Source organism: Kluyvera sp. CHPC 1.251 (assembly GCF_036759945.1).
Taxonomy (GTDB): domain Bacteria; phylum Pseudomonadota; class Gammaproteobacteria; order Enterobacterales; family Enterobacteriaceae; genus Kluyvera; species Kluyvera sichuanensis.
Genome location: NZ_JAPKIC010000004.1, coordinates 59856 through 76707 on the forward strand (window position 1 = coordinate 59856; position 16852 = coordinate 76707).

Here is a 16852-nt window from a genome sequence, read left to right on the forward strand (position 1 = left end):
GATTAAGGGTTTACCATGTCTCTTGTTTTTACTACCCGGGATAGACGTATCGCTCCTTCTCTCGTGGCTGTCGGCATTGCGCTGGCGCTTTATCCTCATCTGGGGCACGCCGCCACGGATAACAAAGATGACACCATCATCGTAGAAGGCAGTAATGAAACCAGCCCGGAGTCGCAGCAGCAGGATTACAGCGTCAAAACCACGACCACCGGTACCAAGCTACTACTGATACCGCGCGATATTCCACAGTCCGTCAGCGTTGTTAGCCAACAGCGAATGAAAGATCAGAACCTGAATTCAATTGGTGAAGTATTAACCAATACCACCGGCGTGACCGCACAGGTACAGGATAGCGACCGTACCGTGTTCTACTCTCGTGGTTTTTTCGTCAGCAACTATGCCTATGATGACCTGCCGACGTCGATAAGCGAAGTATGGAACTTCGGTGACACCACCACCGATACCGCGATTTATGACCGTATCGAAGTCGTTCGCGGTGCCACCGGCCTGATGAGCGGCTCCGGTAACCCATCAGCCTATGTCAACATGGTGCGCAAACATGCCGACAGCCGGGAGTTTCAGGGTAACGTTTCGGCCACCTACGGCAGTTGGGATAAGCAGCGCTATGTATTGGATCTACAGGCCCCGCTGGTTGAGTCCGGTAACGTGCGCGGGCGCATGATTGCGGGCTACCAGGACAACGACTCATGGATGGACAACTATCACTATCAGAAAAAATTTCTCTATGGCGTTGTTGATGCCGACCTGACGGATATGACCACGCTGTCGGTAGGCTACGAGTATCAGGAGAGCACTACCGACGACCCGACCTGGGGCGGCCTGCCGACCTGGTATAGCGACGGCAGCAGAACGCACTATAACCGCAGCGACACCGTCGCGCCGAACTGGGCTTATTCCGACAAAGACAGCAAAAAAGTGTTCGCCAACTTTACCCAACGCTTCGACAGCGGCTGGGAAGCCCATATCAATGGCATGCACACCGAAACCAATTTCGATACCAAAATGATGTACATGTACGGGTACCCCGACAAAGATACCGGCAACGGCATGGTCGGCTACGGTGGTTGGAACCGGGGTGAGCGCAAACAGGATGCAGTGGATGCGTTCCTGCGCGGTGGTTACGAGCTGTTTGGTCGCCGTCATGAACTGATGTTTGGCGGTAGCTTCAGCCGCCAGCGAAACCATTACGATAACTCCGTGCCTGCCACTGCAGGTACGATGGTTGACGTGGGCAGCTTCAATAACTGGAACGGCAACATTGCCGACCCTCAGTGGACACCGTGGAAGTTCTACAGCAAAGACGATATACGTCAGTCTTCGGCCTACACCTCTACGCGTATTTCACTGGCAGACCCACTGAACCTGATCCTTGGCGCACGTTATACCAACTACAACATCAAGTATAACCCTGCTGGTGCTCCCACAACGTTTCTTGATAGCACCAAGAGTGACGTCACACCCTATGCAGGCCTGGTTTATGACATCAATGACACCTGGTCGGCCTACGCCAGCTATACCACCATTTTCCAACCGCAGGATAAACGCGATGCAAGCGGTCGATACCTTGATCCAACCACAGGGAAGAGCTACGAAGCCGGTGTGAAAGCCGATTGGTTTAATACTCGCCTGACCACCTCACTGGCGGTATTCCGCATTGAACAGGATCATGTGGCAAGCAGCACTTCCGCTCAGCTGCCAAGCGGCGAGTCTATCTACGAATCGCTGGACGGCGTGGTCAGCCGAGGGGTCGAATTCGAACTGAACGGCGCGCTGACCGATAACTGGCAACTGACCTTTGGTGCCACCCGCTATGTTGCAGAAGACAAAGACGGTAAAGCGGTGAGCTCCGATCAGCCGCGCACGACGCTCAAGTTGTTCACCCGTTACCAGTTGCCAATGGTGCCTGAGCTTACGGTTGGCGGCGGCGTGAACTGGCAGAATAAGATCTGGAACAACGTCAGTGACGGTCCGAAGGGTGCTGACTATATCGAACAGGGCAGCTACGGGTTGGTGAATCTGTTTAGCCGTTATCAGGTAACCAAGCAGTTTGCCCTGCAGGCCAACATCAATAACCTGTTTGATAAGAAGTACTACGACTACGTGGGTTCGTATCTGGTCTACGGTGCGCCAATGAACGTCTCTATCTCGGCAAGCTACGATTTCTGATGATAACCGGTTCCCCGGGATCGGCGCATATGCGCCGACCCCGGGCTACATAGAACCTGTAGCCCGGCCAAGCGAAGCGCTGCCGGGATTGACGCCCATCCAACAGACGTAAAAAAGGCAGCCATTCGGCTGCCTTAGTCTCCCCAATTTTACGACCTCGTAATCAATTAGTGATTACGAATATAGTCGTCCATCTCGGTTTTCAGGTTATCGGATTTAGTACCGAAAATCGCCTGAACGCCGGAGCCTGCAACCACCACGCCAGCAGCGCCCAGTTTTTTCAGGCCAGCCTGATCAACTTTCGCTACGTCGGCTACGCTCACGCGCAGACGGGTGATACATGCATCAAGGTTCGTGATGTTTTCTTTACCGCCGAAGGCTGCAATCAGCGCCGGAGCCATTTCACTGGTTGCGGTTGCTTTGGTGTCTTCAGTGTTATCTTCACGACCCGGCGTTTTCAGGTCCAGTGCTTTAATCAGCACGCGGAAGACAACATAGTAAACGATCGCATAGCAGATACCGACGATCGGGAACAGCCACAGTTTGCTGCTGTTACCGGACAGTACGATAAAGTCGATCAGGCCGTGAGAGAAGGAAGTACCGTCACGCATACCCAGCAGGATACAGATCGGGAACGCCAGACCAGCCAGAATCGCGTGGATGATGTACAGAATCGGCGCAACGAACATGAAGGAGAACTCGATCGGCTCGGTAATACCGGTCAGGAACGAGGTCAGCGCTGCGGAGATCATGATACCGCCCACTTTTGCACGGTTCTCTGGTTTAGCAGAGTGCCAGATTGCAATCGCAGCAGCCGGCAGGCCGTACATTTTGAACAGGAAGCCGCCGGACAGTTTGCCCGCAGTCGGGTCGCCTGCCATGTAGCGAGGGATATCACCGTGGAATACCTGGCCTGCGGCGTTGGTGTATTCACCAATCTGCATCTGGAATGGAACGTTCCAGATGTGGTGCAGACCGAACGGCACCAGGCAGCGCTCGATGAAGCCGTAGATACCAAACGCCACAACCGGGTTCTGGTAAGCAGCCCACTGAGAGAAGGTCTGGATAGCCGTACCGATTGGTGGCCAGATGAAGGACAGGATCACACCGGTAAAGATAGCTGCCAGACCTGAGATGATCGGAACAAAGCGCTTGCCCGCAAAGAAGCCCAGGTATTCTGGCAGCTTGATGCGGTAGAAGCGGTTGAACATGTACGCAGCAATTGCACCGGAGATAATACCGCCCAGAACACCGGTATCAGCCAGGTGTTTAGCGGTGATTTCTTCAGCCGGTAAATGCAGTACCAGCGGCGCAACCACAGCCATGGTTTTCACCATGATGCCATAAGCGACGACTGAGGCGAGTGCGGATACGCCATCGTTATTGGTGAAGCCTAATGCTACACCGATAGCGAAGATAAGCGGCATGTTAGCAAAAACAGAACCGCCTGCTTCTGCCATAACATGAGAGACGACGGCTGGCAGCCAGCTGAAGTTTGCAGAACCGACGCCCAGCAGGATACCTGCGATAGGCAGCACGGAAACCGGCAGCATCAGCGATTTACCGACCTTCTGCAGGTTAGCAAATGCATTCTTAAACATAATTAGGAGTGCTCCTGAGTATTTGTACTTTTGTTATACACGTTGTGTATAGCTACGTTTTCACGCATTGGTGAGAGGGGAGAGACTCACCAGGGACAGGACATCTAAGTGCCCTTTTTATTTATTACACAGAGTAAAATAATTCACTCCGGTTTTGTTTGACGGCTATCACGTTTCAAAGAGCTATGGCGCAAAATTTTAATCTTCTTTACATAAAACGTGTCTGTATGTTTCAGAAATAACATTCACCGCCACTTTTATGGCGGTGAACTGTACTCGCTTTGTCTATTAATTACGAGCAATAAAATAAGCTATGAAATCAGGCAGATTGCAGGCGGGAAGGGGCGATGTGGAAAAGGCGGGCGAAGTTATCGGTCGTCTGCAGCGCAAGCTGTTCAAGGCTTACGCCCTTCAGTACCGCCATGTACTCTGCCACGTCTCGTACCATCGCTGGCTGGTTCTCTTTACCACGATGCGGTACCGGAGCCAGGTACGGGGAATCGGTCTCAACCAGCAGCCTGTCCAGCGGTACATAGCGTGCGGCATCGCGAAGCTGCTCCGCATTACGGAAAGTGACAATGCCGGAAAACGAGATATAGAAGCCCATATCCAGTAGCTTACCCGCCGTCTCTCTATCTTCAGTGAAACAGTGTAGTACACCGCCGCAATCCGTCACCTTTTCTTCCTGCAGGATGGCCAGGGTATCGGCACGCGCGTCGCGGGTATGAACGATGACCGGCTTGTTCAGCTCACGGCCAATCTGAATGTGCTGGCGAAAAGAGAGCTGCTGCTGTGCTTTGGTTTCCGGCGTGTAGAAGTAGTCCAGCCCGGTTTCCCCCATCGCAACCACGCCCTCTTCCGCCGCCAGACGACGCAGCTCTTCAACGTCATACGGCTCATCCTGATTCAGCGGGTGAACGCCGCAGGAGAAGACCACTTCCGGGCGATTGCCCACCAGCTCACGCATACTGCGATAGCCAGGTATGGTGGTGGCGACCGCGAGGGCAAAACGAACGTCGCGCGCGGCGGCTTTCGCCATCACATCGTCAACGTCTTTGTGCAGGGATTCATAATTAAGGCCATCAAGATGGCAATGCGAGTCGACTAAAAACATGGTGTCTCTCTTAGAGGTGGGATACTGGCAGTACCACACCAGGTTGCAAATACTGTTCCCAGCGCAGCAGGCGCTCGGTGAGGATCAATTCTCGGTTCAGCCCCGTCACGCTCAGCAGCTGCTCACGGCAGGTGCAGGCATCGGCGGCTATCACCTGTAGGCGTGAAGCGGATAGCGTGCTCGCCAGTTGATGCACTAAGCCAAGGCTATCGGCATTGGTCAGCCGCGTAATGCGCTGTTGATGCTTCAGCGCATCCAGCAGCAGCGACGAGAACCAGTGCAGACGCGCCACGACAGAATCATGGTTCAGCGTCGGCAAAAGCGCCAGCCAGTCACCGCTGGTTAAGGTGACGCTCAGCGCCTGACAGAGTTTTTCGCGCGCGCCCCAACTTTCTGGAGCCAGCAGATCCAGCGCGGCCGCCGGTGCATGGTCGCACAGGCGCAGCGCGGTGAGCAGCGTCTCGCGCGGCTGGCTGATTTCTCGCTCCAGCCACGCCAGCGCATAGGCTTCGCTCGGCGGCGCCAGATGGAATGCGCGACAGCGACTACGGAGCGTCGCCAGCAGGCGCGCGGGCTCTTCACAAGCAAGGAAGAACCAGGTGTTTTTCGGTGGCTCTTCCAGCGTTTTTAACAGCGCGTTGGCGGCGGCTTCAGTCAGCAGTGCCGCATCGGCAATCCACACCACTTTCGCCCCGCCAAGGCGTGAATGTTCGTACAGCTTTTCGCTGGTGTCGCGCACCGCGTCGATGCCCAACGTGCTTTTGCCTTTCTCCGGCTGCAGCACGTAGTAATCCGGGTGCGTCCCCGCCTGCATCAGCTGGCAGCTATGGCACTGGCCGCAGCTTTTATGGCCGTCAGGGGTCTGGCACATCAGAAAACGGGTGATGGCGTAGGCCAGTGAATCAGCCCCCATTCCGCCGCGCGCCTGAATCAACAGCGCGTGGTGACCCCGTCCAGCCTGGTAGCTTGCGACAAGCTGCTCAAACGGTGGGCGTAACCACGGATACCATTTCATGCCTGCTGCTCCGCAACCCAGGCGGTGACCGCCGCACGGATATCGCTCATCACGTTGTCCAGCGGCTGGGTGGCATCAACGGTAATAATACTGCTATCTTCCGCCGCCAGCTCCAGATAACGGGCGCGGGTGCGGTTAAAGAAGTTCAGCGACTCCTGCTCAATGCGGTCGAGGTCACCACGCGCACGGGCACGCTTCAGGCCCACTTCCGGAGTCACGTCGAGATAAATAGTCAGGTTCGGACGAAAATCGCCAAGCACGGTATTGCGCAGCGTCGCCAGCATCTCTCTATTGATCCCGCGACCGCCGCCCTGATAGGCCTGAGTGGAGAGATCGTGGCGGTCGCCAATGACCCACTTCCCGCTCGCCAGTGCCGGTTTGATCACCGTTTCAACCAGCTGTACGCGCGCGGCGTAGAACATCAGCACTTCCGCTTTATCGGTAATCACTTCGTCGCCGACTGATTTGATGTCCAGCACCAGGCTGCGCAGTTTTTCTGCCAGCACGGTACCGCCGGGTTCACGGGTGAACAGCAGATCGTTTACGCCGAGGTCGCGAAGCGTTTCGACAACCACGTCGCGAGCGGTGGTTTTGCCCGCCCCTTCCAGTCCTTCAATGACGATGTAATTACTGCGCATTTTTATCCTTTAGCACTTTCAGGTAATCCTGTACCGAGCGGTTATGGCTCGCAAGATTGGTATTAAACGTATGCCCGCCTTTGCCGTCGGCCACAAAATAGAGGTACGGCGTTTTTGCCGGATGCGCGGCGGCATTCAGCGAAGCTTCGCCAGGGCTGGCAATCGCGCCCGGCGGCAGGCCAGAAATCGTGTAGGTATTATACGCGGTTGGGGTCTCAAGATCTTTACGGGAAAGCTTTCCGTCGTAGCTCTCACCCATGCCGTAGATAACGGTCGGATCGGTTTGCAGACGCATGCCGATGCGCAGGCGGTTAATAAACACCGACGCTACGCGGTCGCGCTCTTCTGGTACTGCGGTCTCTTTCTCAATGATAGAAGCCATCGTCACCAGCTGGTTTTTGTCATTGTACGGCAGGTTATCCGCCCGCCCTTCCCAGACTTTATCGACCTGTGCGACCATTTTCTGGTGCGCGCGCTTGAGGATAGCCACATCGCTGGTATTGGCGGTGTACATCCAGGTGTCAGGCCAGAACCAGCCTTCAACCCATTCCGGGTTATCGAACTTGAGCGCTTCGGCTACCGTGGCGTATTTATCATCGCTCAGCGTGTGTTTGATGTACGGCGCTTCACGTAGCTGCTTGAGATAGTCGCTGAGGCGCATCCCTTCGACAAAACGCAGCGGGAACTGCGCTTCTTTGCCGCTACCCAACAGCTGCAGCATTTCACGCACGGTCATCTGCGGCGTGAAACGATAGGTACCTGCCTTAAAGTGGGAAAGTTCTGGTTCAAGACGCAGCAGCCACTGGAACACCCGTGGACGGTTGATCACTTTCTCAGCGTAAAGCTGGTCGCCCAGCGCCAGTCGCCCGGTGCCGGTTTTTAGCGTAAAGACGGTCTCGTCTTTAATCAGGAGCGTACTGCTGGCGAGCTGTCGGACTTTCCACACGCCAATACCGGCGGCAATGCCCAGAATAACCAACAGTAACAAAACTACGCGTAACATTTTCTTCATGCTAATCAGGCGACTCACAAAGTGGGGCTAGAAATTGGTAAAGTTCGCGGGCAGACCACTGCTGCTCCGCATAGCGCTTAACGGGGATAAGCGGCATCAGCGCGTTACAAATAAGCACTTCATCCGCATCCGCTATCGCCGTCTGCGGCGCATTCACTTCGACAACACGAAACGCCGAGCGTGCCAGCTGCGCAATAATAAACTGGCGCATAATTCCATCCACTCCAGCCTGGTCGAGGCGCGGGGTAAACACATCCTGCCCGCAGCGCCAGAACAGGTTGGCGGCACAGCATTCCGTAAGCCACCCGTCGCTGTCAAGGACAAGGGCCTCATCGGCCGTCGTCTGCTCAAGATGAGAACGAATCAGCACCTGCTCGAGGCGATTGAGGTGTTTAAGTCCTGCGAGATACGGGTTACGTCCAAGCGTTACCGGGCTGAGCGCAAGGGTGATCCCCTCCTCTTTCCAGCGTGCGTAATGGGCTGGTGCGGCCGATGTCGAGAGTATCCGTGTCGGCGTCTGGCAGGCGCTGCCGCTATAGCCACGGCCACCTGCGCCACGGCTAAGGATGATTTTGAGCACCCCATTTTGCAGGCGCTGCGCCAGCAGCATCATCTCATCGCTGAGCGTTGACCATGATTCGAAGGGAATAGCCAGCCGTTGACAGGCGGACTGCAGGCGGGCGATGTGCGCAGGCAGAAGCTGCACCCGGCCGTTGACCACTCTGGCGGTAGAAAAGCAACCGTCGCCAAACTGAGTAGCGCGATCGTTCACCGCGAGCGTGTTCTGTTCGAGGCCATTAATCAAGAACATAGCGGCTCCTTATTGATGGTCGGGTAGTGTCGCAGGATGAAACGCGTTGAACAAGCAGAGAAAGCTGAATAAAAAAAGGCCCGACAGGCGGGCCTTCATCGATGCGTTGTCTGATAGCGCGTCGCTATCAGACAATCAGGCTCAGACCTTTTTGAAGATCAGTGAACCGTTGGTACCACCAAAGCCGAAGGAGTTACACAGCGTGTACTCCATACCGCTGACCTGACGCGCTTCGTGAGGCACGAAGTCCAGGTCGCAACCTTCATCCGGGTTATCCAGGTTGATGGTTGGCGGAACAGCCTGATCGCGCAGCGCCAGGATGGAGTAGATAGATTCTACTGCGCCTGCAGCACCCAGCAGGTGGCCGGTCATAGACTTGGTGGAGCTGACCATTACGCGGCTAGCAGCGTCGCCAAAGACAGACTTAACGGCCTGTGCTTCTGCTTTATCGCCTGCTGGCGTAGAGGTCCCGTGGGCATTCACGTAGCCAATCTGACCCACGTCGATGCCGGCGTCGCGAATGGCGTTAACCATCGCCAATGCTGCACCTGCGCCGTTTTCCGGCGGTGAAGTCATATGGTACGCATCGCTGCTCATACCGAAGCCAACGACTTCAGCATAGATTTTCGCGCCACGTTTTTTCGCGTGCTCGTACTCTTCCAGTACGACCATACCTGCGCCGTCACCCAGCACAAAGCCATCACGCTCTTTATCCCACGGACGGCTCGCCGCCTGCGGGTTATCGTTACGCGTAGACAGCGCACGCGCCGCACCGAAACCACCAACACCCAGAGGGGTACTGGCTTTTTCAGCGCCACCGGCAACCATCGCATCCGCATCGCCGTAAGCGATGATACGCGCGGCCTGACCGATGTTGTGCACACCGGAAGTACAGGCGGTCGCGATGGAGATGCTTGGCCCACGCAAACCGAACATGATGGTCAGGTGACCTGCCACCATGTTAACAATCGTCGACGGAACGAAGAACGGGCTGATCTTACGAGGACCACCATTCACCAGAGAGGTGTGGTTTTCTTCGATAAGACCGAGACCGCCAATACCGGAGCCGATAGCGGCGCCAATACGGTGGGCGTTCTCTTCCGTAATTTCAAGGCCAGAATCCTGCATGGCCTGAACGCCAGCGACAATTCCATATTGAATGAAGGCATCCATCTTGCGCTGTTCTTTGCGCGAGATAATGTCATCACAGTTAAAATCCTTTACTAAGCCAGCAAATTTGGTTGCATAGGCGCTAGTATCGAAATGGTCGATCAGGCTGATGCCACTCTGACCGGCAAGGAGAGCTTTCCAGGTAGACTCTACGGTATTGCCGACAGGAGACAACATGCCCAGTCCGGTCACAACTACACGACGCTTAGACACGTTTGTCCTCCAGGGAGGGATAAAATAGATACTTGTGGGACAAAAAGATAAAACTCAGGCGGTCGAATGACCGCCTGGAGATGTTCACTTACGCCTGGTGACCGTTGATGTAATCAATGGCAGCCTGAACGGTGGTGATTTTCTCAGCTTCTTCGTCCGGAATCTCAGTATCAAACTCTTCTTCCAGAGCCATTACCAGCTCAACGGTGTCAAGAGAATCTGCGCCCAGGTCTTCAACGAAGGAAGCATTGTTGGTCACTTCTTCCTGCTTAACGCCCAGCTGTTCGCCGATGATTTTCTTAACGCGTTCTTCGATAGTGCTCATACTCTTAAATTTCCTATCAAAACTCGCTTTCGCGATGGTTTTCGTAGTGTATAAAATGTTGAAAAATTTGCAACTAAATCCCGGCAGGTCGTACCACGATTTTACGCTATTTTGCGGGTGTTTGCCCTCATAACGCAAATGATTTTGCACTAATCATACTCAGACATACGTAGATTGCCCGTTGTCTGAGCACTTTGTGCAAAACGCAATCAGACCATGTACATCCCGCCGTTTACGTGCAACGTTTCACCAGTGATGTAACTTGCTTCGTCGGAGGCCAAAAATGCAACCGCACTAGCGATTTCATTTGGAGTGCCGAGGCGCCCCGCAGGAACTGCCGCCAGTGTACCCGCACGCTGCTCATCGGTCAGCGCACGCGTCATGTCCGTTTCAATAAAGCCCGGAGCAACAACGTTCACAGTAATACCGCGTGACGCAACTTCACGCGCCAGTGATTTACTGAAGCCGATCAGACCCGCTTTCGCCGCAGCGTAGTTAGCCTGACCCGCATTTCCCATGGTACCAACCACAGAACCGATAGTGATGATACGCCCATGACGCTTTTTCATCATAGCGCGCATTACCGCTTTTGACAGACGGAAAACAGATGACAGGTTGGTTTCGATGATATCGTTCCACTCGTCATCTTTCATGCGCATTAACAGGTTATCACGAGTAATCCCGGCATTATTGACCAGAATGTCGACTTCGCCAAATTCCGCGCGGATATTTCCGAGAACAGATTCAATAGATGCTGGATCGGTCACATTCAACAGCAGACCTTTACCGTTCGCACCCAAATAATCGCTAATCGCCTGCGCGCCGCTTTCGCTGGTCGCAGTACCGATAACTTTCGCGCCGCGAGCGACGAGAGTTTCAGCGATTGCGCGGCCAATACCGCGGCTTGCACCCGTTACCAGTGCAATTTTTCCTTCAAAGCTCATGCTATCCTCTTTATTGCGCAAGTGCCGCAGACAGGGCAACCGGCTCGTTAATGGCCGATGCAGTCAGGGTATCTACAATACGTTTGGTCAGACCGGTGAGGACTTTACCCGGACCAACTTCATACAGATGCTCTACACCCTGGGATGCCATAAACTCAACGGTTTTGGTCCACTGAACCGGGCTGTACAGCTGACGAACCAGCGCGTCACGAATCGCGTCGGCATCAGTTTCGCACTTCACGTCGACGTTGTTCACAACCGGAACGGTCGGCGCGTTAAAGGTAATTTTCTGCAGTTCTACGGCCAGTTTCTCGGCAGCAGGCTTCATCAGCGCACAGTGGGATGGCACGCTGACCGGCAGCGGCAGAGCACGCTTAGCGCCCGCTGCTTTGCAGGCTGCGCCCGCACGTTCAACCGCTTCTTTGTGACCGGCGATAACCACCTGGCCCGGTGAGTTGAAGTTCACCGGAGAAACCACCTGGCCTTCCGCAGACTCTTCGCACGCTTTGGCGATAGACGCATCGTCAAGACCGATAATGGCGGACATGCCGCCGGTGCCTTCCGGTACCGCTTCCTGCATGAATTTGCCGCGCAGTTCAACCAGACGCACCGCGTCAGCGAAAGCGATAACGCCCGCGCACACCAGCGCAGAGTATTCGCCCAGGCTGTGACCGGCCATCAGGGTCGGTGCTTTACCGCCCTGCTGCTGCCACAGACGATACAGGGCAACGGAAGCGGTCAGCAGCGCAGGCTGAGTCTGCCAGGTTTTGTTCAGTTCTTCAGCAGGACCCTGTTGGGTCAGCGCCCATAAATCGTAGCCCAGCGCTGCGGAAGCTTCATGAAAAGTTTCTTCAATAACCGGATAGGTTGCTGCCAGCTCAGACAGCATGCCTACCGCCTGTGAACCCTGACCCGGGAACACGAAAGCGAATTGCGTCATGTTTATAATCCTTATACTTAGAAACGAACCAGCGCAGAACCCCAGGTGAACCCGCCACCGAAGGCTTCGAGCAGCACCAGTTGACCGCGTTTAATGCGACCGTCGCGTACCGCTTCGTCAAAGGCACACGGCACAGAAGCAGCGGAGGTGTTGCCGTGACGGTCGAGAGTGACTACGACGTTGTCCATCGACATGCCGAGCTTCTTCGCCGTCGCGCTGATAATACGTAAGTTCGCCTGGTGCGGCACCAGCCAGTCCAGTTCAGAACGGTCGAGGTTATTGGCCGCCAGCGTTTCATCAACGATGTGCGCCAGTTCAGTTACCGCGACTTTAAAGACTTCGTTACCCGCCATCGTCAGATGGATAGAGTTTTCCGGGTTAACGCGATCGGCGTTCGGCAGCGTCAGCAGCTTACCGTAGCTCCCGTCTGCATGCAGATGGGTAGAGATAATGCCCGGCTCTTCAGATGCGCCAAGCACCACGGCACCCGCGCCGTCACCGAAGATAATGATCGTGCCGCGATCGGTAGGATCGCAGGTACGTGCCAGCGTATCGGCACCGACCACCAGCGCATATTTCACTGCGCCAGTTTTGACGTACAGATCGGCCACGCTCAGCGCGTAGGTGAAACCTGCGCACGCTGCCGCGACGTCGAATGCCGGTGCGCCTTTTACGCCCAGCATTTCCTGAATCTGACAAGCTGCACTTGGGAAAGCGTGGGTAGCAGAAGTGGTAGCAACCACAATCAGCCCCAGTTCGCTGGCTTCAATACCCGCCATTTCCAGCGCGCGTTTTGCCGCTTCGTAACCCAGCGTAGACACGTTTTCATCAGGGCCAGCAATACGGCGCTCACGGATACCTGTACGGGTGACAATCCACTCGTCAGACGTATCAACCATTTTTTCCAGATCGGCGTTAGTCCGCACTTGCTCAGGCAGATAGCTGCCGGTACCAATAATCTTCGTATACATGTACGCTCAGTCACTTTTCGCTAATATAGCCGCCCTATTCAACCATCGGGGCGCTGGCACTATCGGTTGCCAGCTTCCAGAGTGTCGAATCCTGCGGGGTATACGGATTCCAGGCGAGCGGCAATTCGCTGAGGAACTTGTCGCTGCACCGCCTGCACTGCCTGTTCTATAGCGATCGCAAAGGCTCGCTGATTGGCTGCACCATGACTCTTAATCACCGTGCCGCGCAATCCTAACAGACAGGCGCCATTATACTGGTCGGGGTTGAGGTGACTGAATCGCCTTGTCAGGCTTTTTTGTAACCAACGCTTTAATAAAAGCAGCCACCACGACCGTTTTTTCCCTTCGCTCTGAGATTTCAGCAGCGAGAGGAAGACTCTGACAACCCCTTCCATCGTCTTTAAGGTGACGTTACCTGTGAAGCCATCGCAAACCAGCACATCGGTTTTACCCGTCAACAGTTCATTGGCTTCAAGATAGCCGATATAGTTGAGGGAAGAGATTGTTTTTAACACTAATGAGGCGTCACGAATACTATCATGACCCTTAATCTCTTCTTCACCAATGTTCAGTAGCGCAACGCGCGGGTTTTCAATTCCCAGCACGTCTTCGGCCATGACCGAACCCATGACGGCAAACTGCACCAGCATGTTACTGTCGCAATCCACGTTGGCACCGAGATCCAGCACCACCGTTTTGCCCTTTTGCTGATGCGGTAGAACCGTCACCAGCGCTGGGCGCTCAATCCCCTGAATGGGCTTGATCAATAATTTTGCCAGCCCCATCAGCGCACCGGTGTTTCCAGCGCTGACGCAGGCTTCAGCCCGCCCTTCTTTCACCATCTCAAGCGCCACGCGCATTGAACTACCGCGGCTATGGCGGATAGCATGCGAGGGCCGTTCATCACTGGCAATAACCGACTGGGCAGGGATAATCTGCAAACGTGAACGTTGTTCAAAGTCAGCTTTGGCAAGTAATGGCGTAATGTCGTCGGGATTACCGACTAAAAGAAGTGAGAGTTGCGGATTAGAACTCAGTGCCTGCAATGCTGCAGGCACTGTCACGGAAGGGCCAAAATCGCCCCCCATGACATCTAACGCCAGGGTTAGACGTGTCAAGGTATCGTCGCCGCTTGGTTTGGGTTTCCCCGCGTTAACGGGGAAATTCCTCACTAAGCTTCATCACGCTTTCGCGTGATTACTTAGCGATTACCTTACGGCCACGGTAGAAACCGTCGGCAGTGATGTGGTGACGCAGGTGTTGTTCACCAGAAGTTTTGTCTACAGACAGGCTGGTGACTGCGGTCAGAGCGTCATGGGAACGACGCATGCCACGTTTGGAACGGGTTGGTTTATTCTGTTGTACGGCCATGGACCTTACTCCTCAATTACTTTTGCTTTAAGCTGGCTAATACGGCAAATGGGTTTGGCTTCTGTGCCTCTTCAGGCAATTCACCAAAGACCATGTCCGCCTCGGACACTTCACAGTGTTCAGAATCATGCACCGGAACTACCGGCAAGGCGAGGATGATTTCATCTTCAACCAACGCCAGCAGATCGATTTCACCGAATTCGTTAACCTCAATCGGCTCATACGCTTCCGGGAGTGCCTCAACCTGATCATCATTTTTGACCGGACTGAAACAATACTTTGTGTAGACACGATGAGTAAACGGTTTCCCGCAACGCTGACATTCTAACGATACCGTCACCTTCACATCACCGGTCAGAACCGCGAGGCGTTGGTTATCGATCTCGAAGGACATTTCGCATTCTACATCACTGTCCACACTGACTACGGACGCGGCGACGCGCTCCGCTTGATCGGGGGTATAGATACCCTGGTAATCAAGGCGTTTTTGAGCCGTACGAACCGGATCGAGAGTCAGGGGTAATTTTACCTTTTGCATAGGGCGCGCATATTAACTTTGTAACGTCATAGAGTCAAAGAAAAAGGCAGCCTCAGGTTGCCTTTTGCCAATAATTCGCACACATTGCGGCCTATAGTTTAAAATGTCGGAATCTAATTCGCTACCGTCTATTTAAAAAATTATGCCTGAATTGATTCTTGCTTCGACATCCCCCTATCGCAAACAGCTTCTGGAGAAACTCGGCCTGCCCTTCGAGTGCGCCGCCCCCGAGGTTGACGAACTGCCGTTACCTGGCGAAACCCCACGCAGCCTGGTACTGCGACTGGCGCAGGCCAAGGCCCAGGCGCTGGCAACACGTTTTCCTGACCATCTGATTATTGGCTCCGACCAGGTCTGTTTGCTTGATGGCGAAATCACCGGTAAACCGCACACCGAAGAGAATGCTCGCCTGCAATTAAAAAAGGCCAGTGGCAATGTGGTGACGTTTTATACCGGGCTGGCGTTGTATAACTCCGCGAATGGTCAGTTACAAACGGAATGTGAACCGTTCGACGTCCATTTCCGCCATTTAAGTGAGCAAGAAATCAACGCCTATATCCGTAAAGAAAACCCACTCAACTGCGCCGGTAGCTTTAAAAGCGAAGGGTTAGGGATCGCATTATTTGACCGTCTTGAAGGGCGCGATCCGAACACGTTGATTGGTTTACCGCTGATTGCCCTGTGCAAAATGCTGCGTCGGGAGAGCTTTAACCCACTGGCAGATTAGTGCATCCCCGGCCGAGCACAGCGACGCCGGGAAATCCCACCCGCGATCACAGTTTATTTTTTCATCGCCACTACAATCCAGACTCCACATTGAAACATTGTTTTAATTTAAGGAGAGAGGATGCGTGGCACACCTAAACTGTTATTTATGCTGGCAATGCTGACCACAATGCAGGCTAATGCCGTTGATGACTGGCAGCAACAGGGCATTGTCGAGGGTAATCTTCCCGCCAGCTGGCAACAGATGAAAAGCCAGATGCAGTACCCGGACTCATGGCTTTCCGGGCACTACTCCAATTTTAAAACGTGGCAGCAGCATGCCCGTCAGTTATTGCGTCAGTCGCTTCTCACTCCTGACTCGACCAAACCTTTCAACGCACAACACATCGCCCGCGAAGACCGGGGCAGTTACACTGCCGAAAAGCTGGCCCTTAACATCACCGACGATAACCGCATCGCCGCGCTGATGCTGACGCCAAAATCCCCCGGCCCACATCCAGCAATCGTCCTGCTCCACGACCACGGTTCGAAATTCGATATCGGCAAAGAGAAACTCATCCGCCCGTGGGGTAATGCCGAGCAACTTGCCAGCGCCCAGGCCTGGGCCGATAAGTTCTTCACCGGGCGTTTTATCGGCGATGAACTGGCAAAGCGTGGCTATGTGGTGATCGCTATCGACAGTCCCGGCTGGGGCGACCGCGGGCCGATGGTGTATGAGCAGCAGCAGGCACTGGCCAGCAATTACTTTAATCTGGGCCGCTCGCTGGCAGGTGAAGTGGCGTATGAAGATATGCGCACCGTAGACTTCCTCGCCTCGCTGAAAGGGGTCGATAGCCAGCGTATCGGCGTGCTCGGCTTCTCAATGGGCGGGTATCGCGCCTGGCAGCTAGCAGCGCTCTCCAATAAGGTCGCCGCGACGGCGGTTATCTCCTGGTTCGGTACCTATAACGGCCTGATGACCCCGGGCAACAACGTCCTTCGCGGCCAGTCGGCCTTTTACATGCTGCATCCGGGCATGGCGGCCAAAATGGATATTCCGGATATCGCCAGCCTTGCCGCACCGAAACCGATGCTGATTTTTAGCGGCGGACAGGACAAGCTTTTCCCCGCCAGCGCAGTCAACGATGCCTTTGCCAAAGTGCACCGCGTCTGGTCTTCGCAAAAAGCCGACAACATGCTGGTCACCAAAACCTGGCCAGCGTTAGGTCACGTCTTTTACCAGCAACAGCAGGAGGAAGTTTTCCCGTGGCTGGATAAATGGCTTAAACCTTAACCC

Annotated in this window: 17 protein-coding genes; 3 read left to right on the top strand and 14 right to left on the bottom strand. The window is 54.6% G+C overall.

Annotation, left to right across the window (positions count from 1 at the left end; all coding sequences use genetic code 11):
* Positions 1-15: 15 nt before the first annotated feature.
* A complete protein-coding gene (fhuE, locus tag V6940_RS09420; protein WP_333495663.1) occupies positions 16-2187 on the top strand; it encodes a ferric-rhodotorulic acid/ferric-coprogen receptor FhuE in 2172 nt (723 codons plus the stop codon).
* Positions 2188-2354: 167 nt separating this feature from the next.
* Here the strand turns inward: fhuE and ptsG are convergent, their stop codons facing one another.
* From ptsG to yceD, 14 genes are all read right to left on the bottom strand, one after another.
* Complete coding sequence (ptsG, locus tag V6940_RS09425; protein WP_220440298.1) at positions 2355-3788, bottom strand: PTS glucose transporter subunit IIBC; 1434 nt, start codon at positions 3786-3788, stop codon at positions 2355-2357.
* 319 nt (positions 3789-4107) lie between these two features.
* Positions 4108-4902, bottom strand: a complete 795-nt coding sequence (locus tag V6940_RS09430; RefSeq protein WP_185666404.1) for a metal-dependent hydrolase — start codon at positions 4900-4902, stop codon at positions 4108-4110.
* Between the two features lie 10 nt (positions 4903-4912).
* Positions 4913-5917 carry a DNA polymerase III subunit delta' gene (holB, locus tag V6940_RS09435; protein WP_333495664.1) on the bottom strand — a complete coding sequence of 335 codons (1005 nt, stop codon included), beginning with the start codon at positions 5915-5917 and terminating at the stop codon, positions 4913-4915.
* The gene (gene tmk / locus V6940_RS09440; protein ID WP_333495665.1) at positions 5914-6555 is read right to left on the bottom strand and encodes a dTMP kinase; all 642 of its coding nucleotides are present in this window, start codon (positions 6553-6555) and stop codon (positions 5914-5916) included. The genes holB and tmk overlap by 4 nt, the downstream gene beginning before the upstream one ends.
* On the bottom strand, positions 6545-7567 hold the full coding sequence (gene yceG / locus V6940_RS09445) for a cell division protein YceG (protein ID WP_333495666.1): 1023 nt from the start codon (positions 7565-7567) through the stop codon (positions 6545-6547). Before yceG ends, tmk begins: the two co-directional genes overlap by 11 nt.
* Position 7568: 1 nt before the next feature.
* Positions 7569-8378, bottom strand: a complete 810-nt coding sequence (gene pabC, locus V6940_RS09450; RefSeq protein WP_333495667.1) for an aminodeoxychorismate lyase — start codon at positions 8376-8378, stop codon at positions 7569-7571.
* A 141-nt stretch (positions 8379-8519) separates the two neighbouring features.
* Positions 8520-9761, bottom strand: coding sequence for a beta-ketoacyl-ACP synthase II (fabF, locus tag V6940_RS09455; RefSeq protein ID WP_035894170.1), 1242 nt, complete (start codon positions 9759-9761; stop codon positions 8520-8522).
* Positions 9762-9849: 88 nt separating this feature from the next.
* Positions 9850-10086, bottom strand: coding sequence for an acyl carrier protein (acpP, locus tag V6940_RS09460; protein WP_000103754.1), 237 nt, complete (start codon positions 10084-10086; stop codon positions 9850-9852).
* Positions 10087-10295: 209 nt separating this feature from the next.
* Complete coding sequence (fabG, locus tag V6940_RS09465; protein ID WP_035894171.1) at positions 10296-11030, bottom strand: 3-oxoacyl-ACP reductase FabG; 735 nt, start codon at positions 11028-11030, stop codon at positions 10296-10298.
* A gap of 10 nt (positions 11031-11040) precedes the next feature.
* Complete coding sequence (gene fabD, locus V6940_RS09470) at positions 11041-11970, bottom strand: ACP S-malonyltransferase (RefSeq protein WP_333495668.1); 930 nt, start codon at positions 11968-11970, stop codon at positions 11041-11043.
* A 17-nt stretch (positions 11971-11987) separates the two neighbouring features.
* A complete protein-coding gene (locus tag V6940_RS09475; RefSeq protein WP_185666411.1) occupies positions 11988-12941 on the bottom strand; it encodes a beta-ketoacyl-ACP synthase III in 954 nt (317 codons plus the stop codon).
* 59 nt (positions 12942-13000) lie between these two features.
* Positions 13001-14059, bottom strand: coding sequence for a phosphate acyltransferase PlsX (gene plsX, locus V6940_RS09480; protein WP_333495669.1), 1059 nt, complete (start codon positions 14057-14059; stop codon positions 13001-13003).
* Between the two features lie 79 nt (positions 14060-14138).
* Complete coding sequence (rpmF, locus tag V6940_RS09485) at positions 14139-14312, bottom strand: 50S ribosomal protein L32 (protein WP_003036242.1); 174 nt, start codon at positions 14310-14312, stop codon at positions 14139-14141.
* 16 nt (positions 14313-14328) lie between these two features.
* Positions 14329-14850, bottom strand: coding sequence for a 23S rRNA accumulation protein YceD (yceD, locus tag V6940_RS09490; protein WP_333495670.1), 522 nt, complete (start codon positions 14848-14850; stop codon positions 14329-14331).
* 142 nt (positions 14851-14992) lie between these two features.
* Here yceD and V6940_RS09495 point away from each other — a divergent pair, with 142 nt between their 5' ends.
* Both V6940_RS09495 and V6940_RS09500 read left to right on the top strand, forming a co-directional pair.
* Complete coding sequence (locus tag V6940_RS09495; RefSeq protein ID WP_333495671.1) at positions 14993-15577, top strand: Maf family protein; 585 nt, start codon at positions 14993-14995, stop codon at positions 15575-15577.
* Positions 15578-15724: 147 nt separating this feature from the next.
* Positions 15725-16849, top strand: coding sequence for a dienelactone hydrolase family protein (locus tag V6940_RS09500; protein WP_442910805.1), 1125 nt, complete (start codon positions 15725-15727; stop codon positions 16847-16849).
* The last annotated feature ends 3 nt before the right edge of the window (positions 16850-16852 follow it).

Excerpts from the sequence above, each read along its gene's own strand:
- fhuE (WP_333495663.1), top strand. The coding sequence starts at position 16 with ATGTCTCTTGTTTTTACTACCCGGGATAGACGTATCGCTCCTTCTCTC.
- ptsG (WP_220440298.1), bottom strand. The coding sequence starts at position 3,788 with ATGTTTAAGAATGCATTTGCTAACCTGCAGAAGGTCGGTAAATCGCTG.
- V6940_RS09430 (WP_185666404.1), bottom strand. The coding sequence starts at position 4,902 with ATGTTTTTAGTCGACTCGCATTGCCATCTTGATGGCCTTAATTATGAA.
- holB (WP_333495664.1), bottom strand. The coding sequence starts at position 5,917 with ATGAAATGGTATCCGTGGTTACGCCCACCGTTTGAGCAGCTTGTCGCA.
- tmk (WP_333495665.1), bottom strand. The coding sequence starts at position 6,555 with ATGCGCAGTAATTACATCGTCATTGAAGGACTGGAAGGGGCGGGCAAA.
- yceG (WP_333495666.1), bottom strand. The coding sequence starts at position 7,567 with ATGAAGAAAATGTTACGCGTAGTTTTGTTACTGTTGGTTATTCTGGGC.
- pabC (WP_333495667.1), bottom strand. The coding sequence starts at position 8,378 with ATGTTCTTGATTAATGGCCTCGAACAGAACACGCTCGCGGTGAACGAT.
- acpP (WP_000103754.1), bottom strand. The coding sequence starts at position 10,086 with ATGAGCACTATCGAAGAACGCGTTAAGAAAATCATCGGCGAACAGCTG.
- fabG (WP_035894171.1), bottom strand. The coding sequence starts at position 11,030 with ATGAGCTTTGAAGGAAAAATTGCACTGGTAACGGGTGCAAGCCGCGGT.
- fabD (WP_333495668.1), bottom strand. The coding sequence starts at position 11,970 with ATGACGCAATTCGCTTTCGTGTTCCCGGGTCAGGGTTCACAGGCGGTA.
- V6940_RS09475 (WP_185666411.1), bottom strand. The coding sequence starts at position 12,941 with ATGTATACGAAGATTATTGGTACCGGCAGCTATCTGCCTGAGCAAGTG.
- rpmF (WP_003036242.1), bottom strand. The coding sequence starts at position 14,312 with ATGGCCGTACAACAGAATAAACCAACCCGTTCCAAACGTGGCATGCGT.
- yceD (WP_333495670.1), bottom strand. The coding sequence starts at position 14,850 with ATGCAAAAGGTAAAATTACCCCTGACTCTCGATCCGGTTCGTACGGCT.
- V6940_RS09495 (WP_333495671.1), top strand. The coding sequence starts at position 14,993 with ATGCCTGAATTGATTCTTGCTTCGACATCCCCCTATCGCAAACAGCTT.
- V6940_RS09500 (WP_442910805.1), top strand. The coding sequence starts at position 15,725 with ATGCTGGCAATGCTGACCACAATGCAGGCTAATGCCGTTGATGACTGG.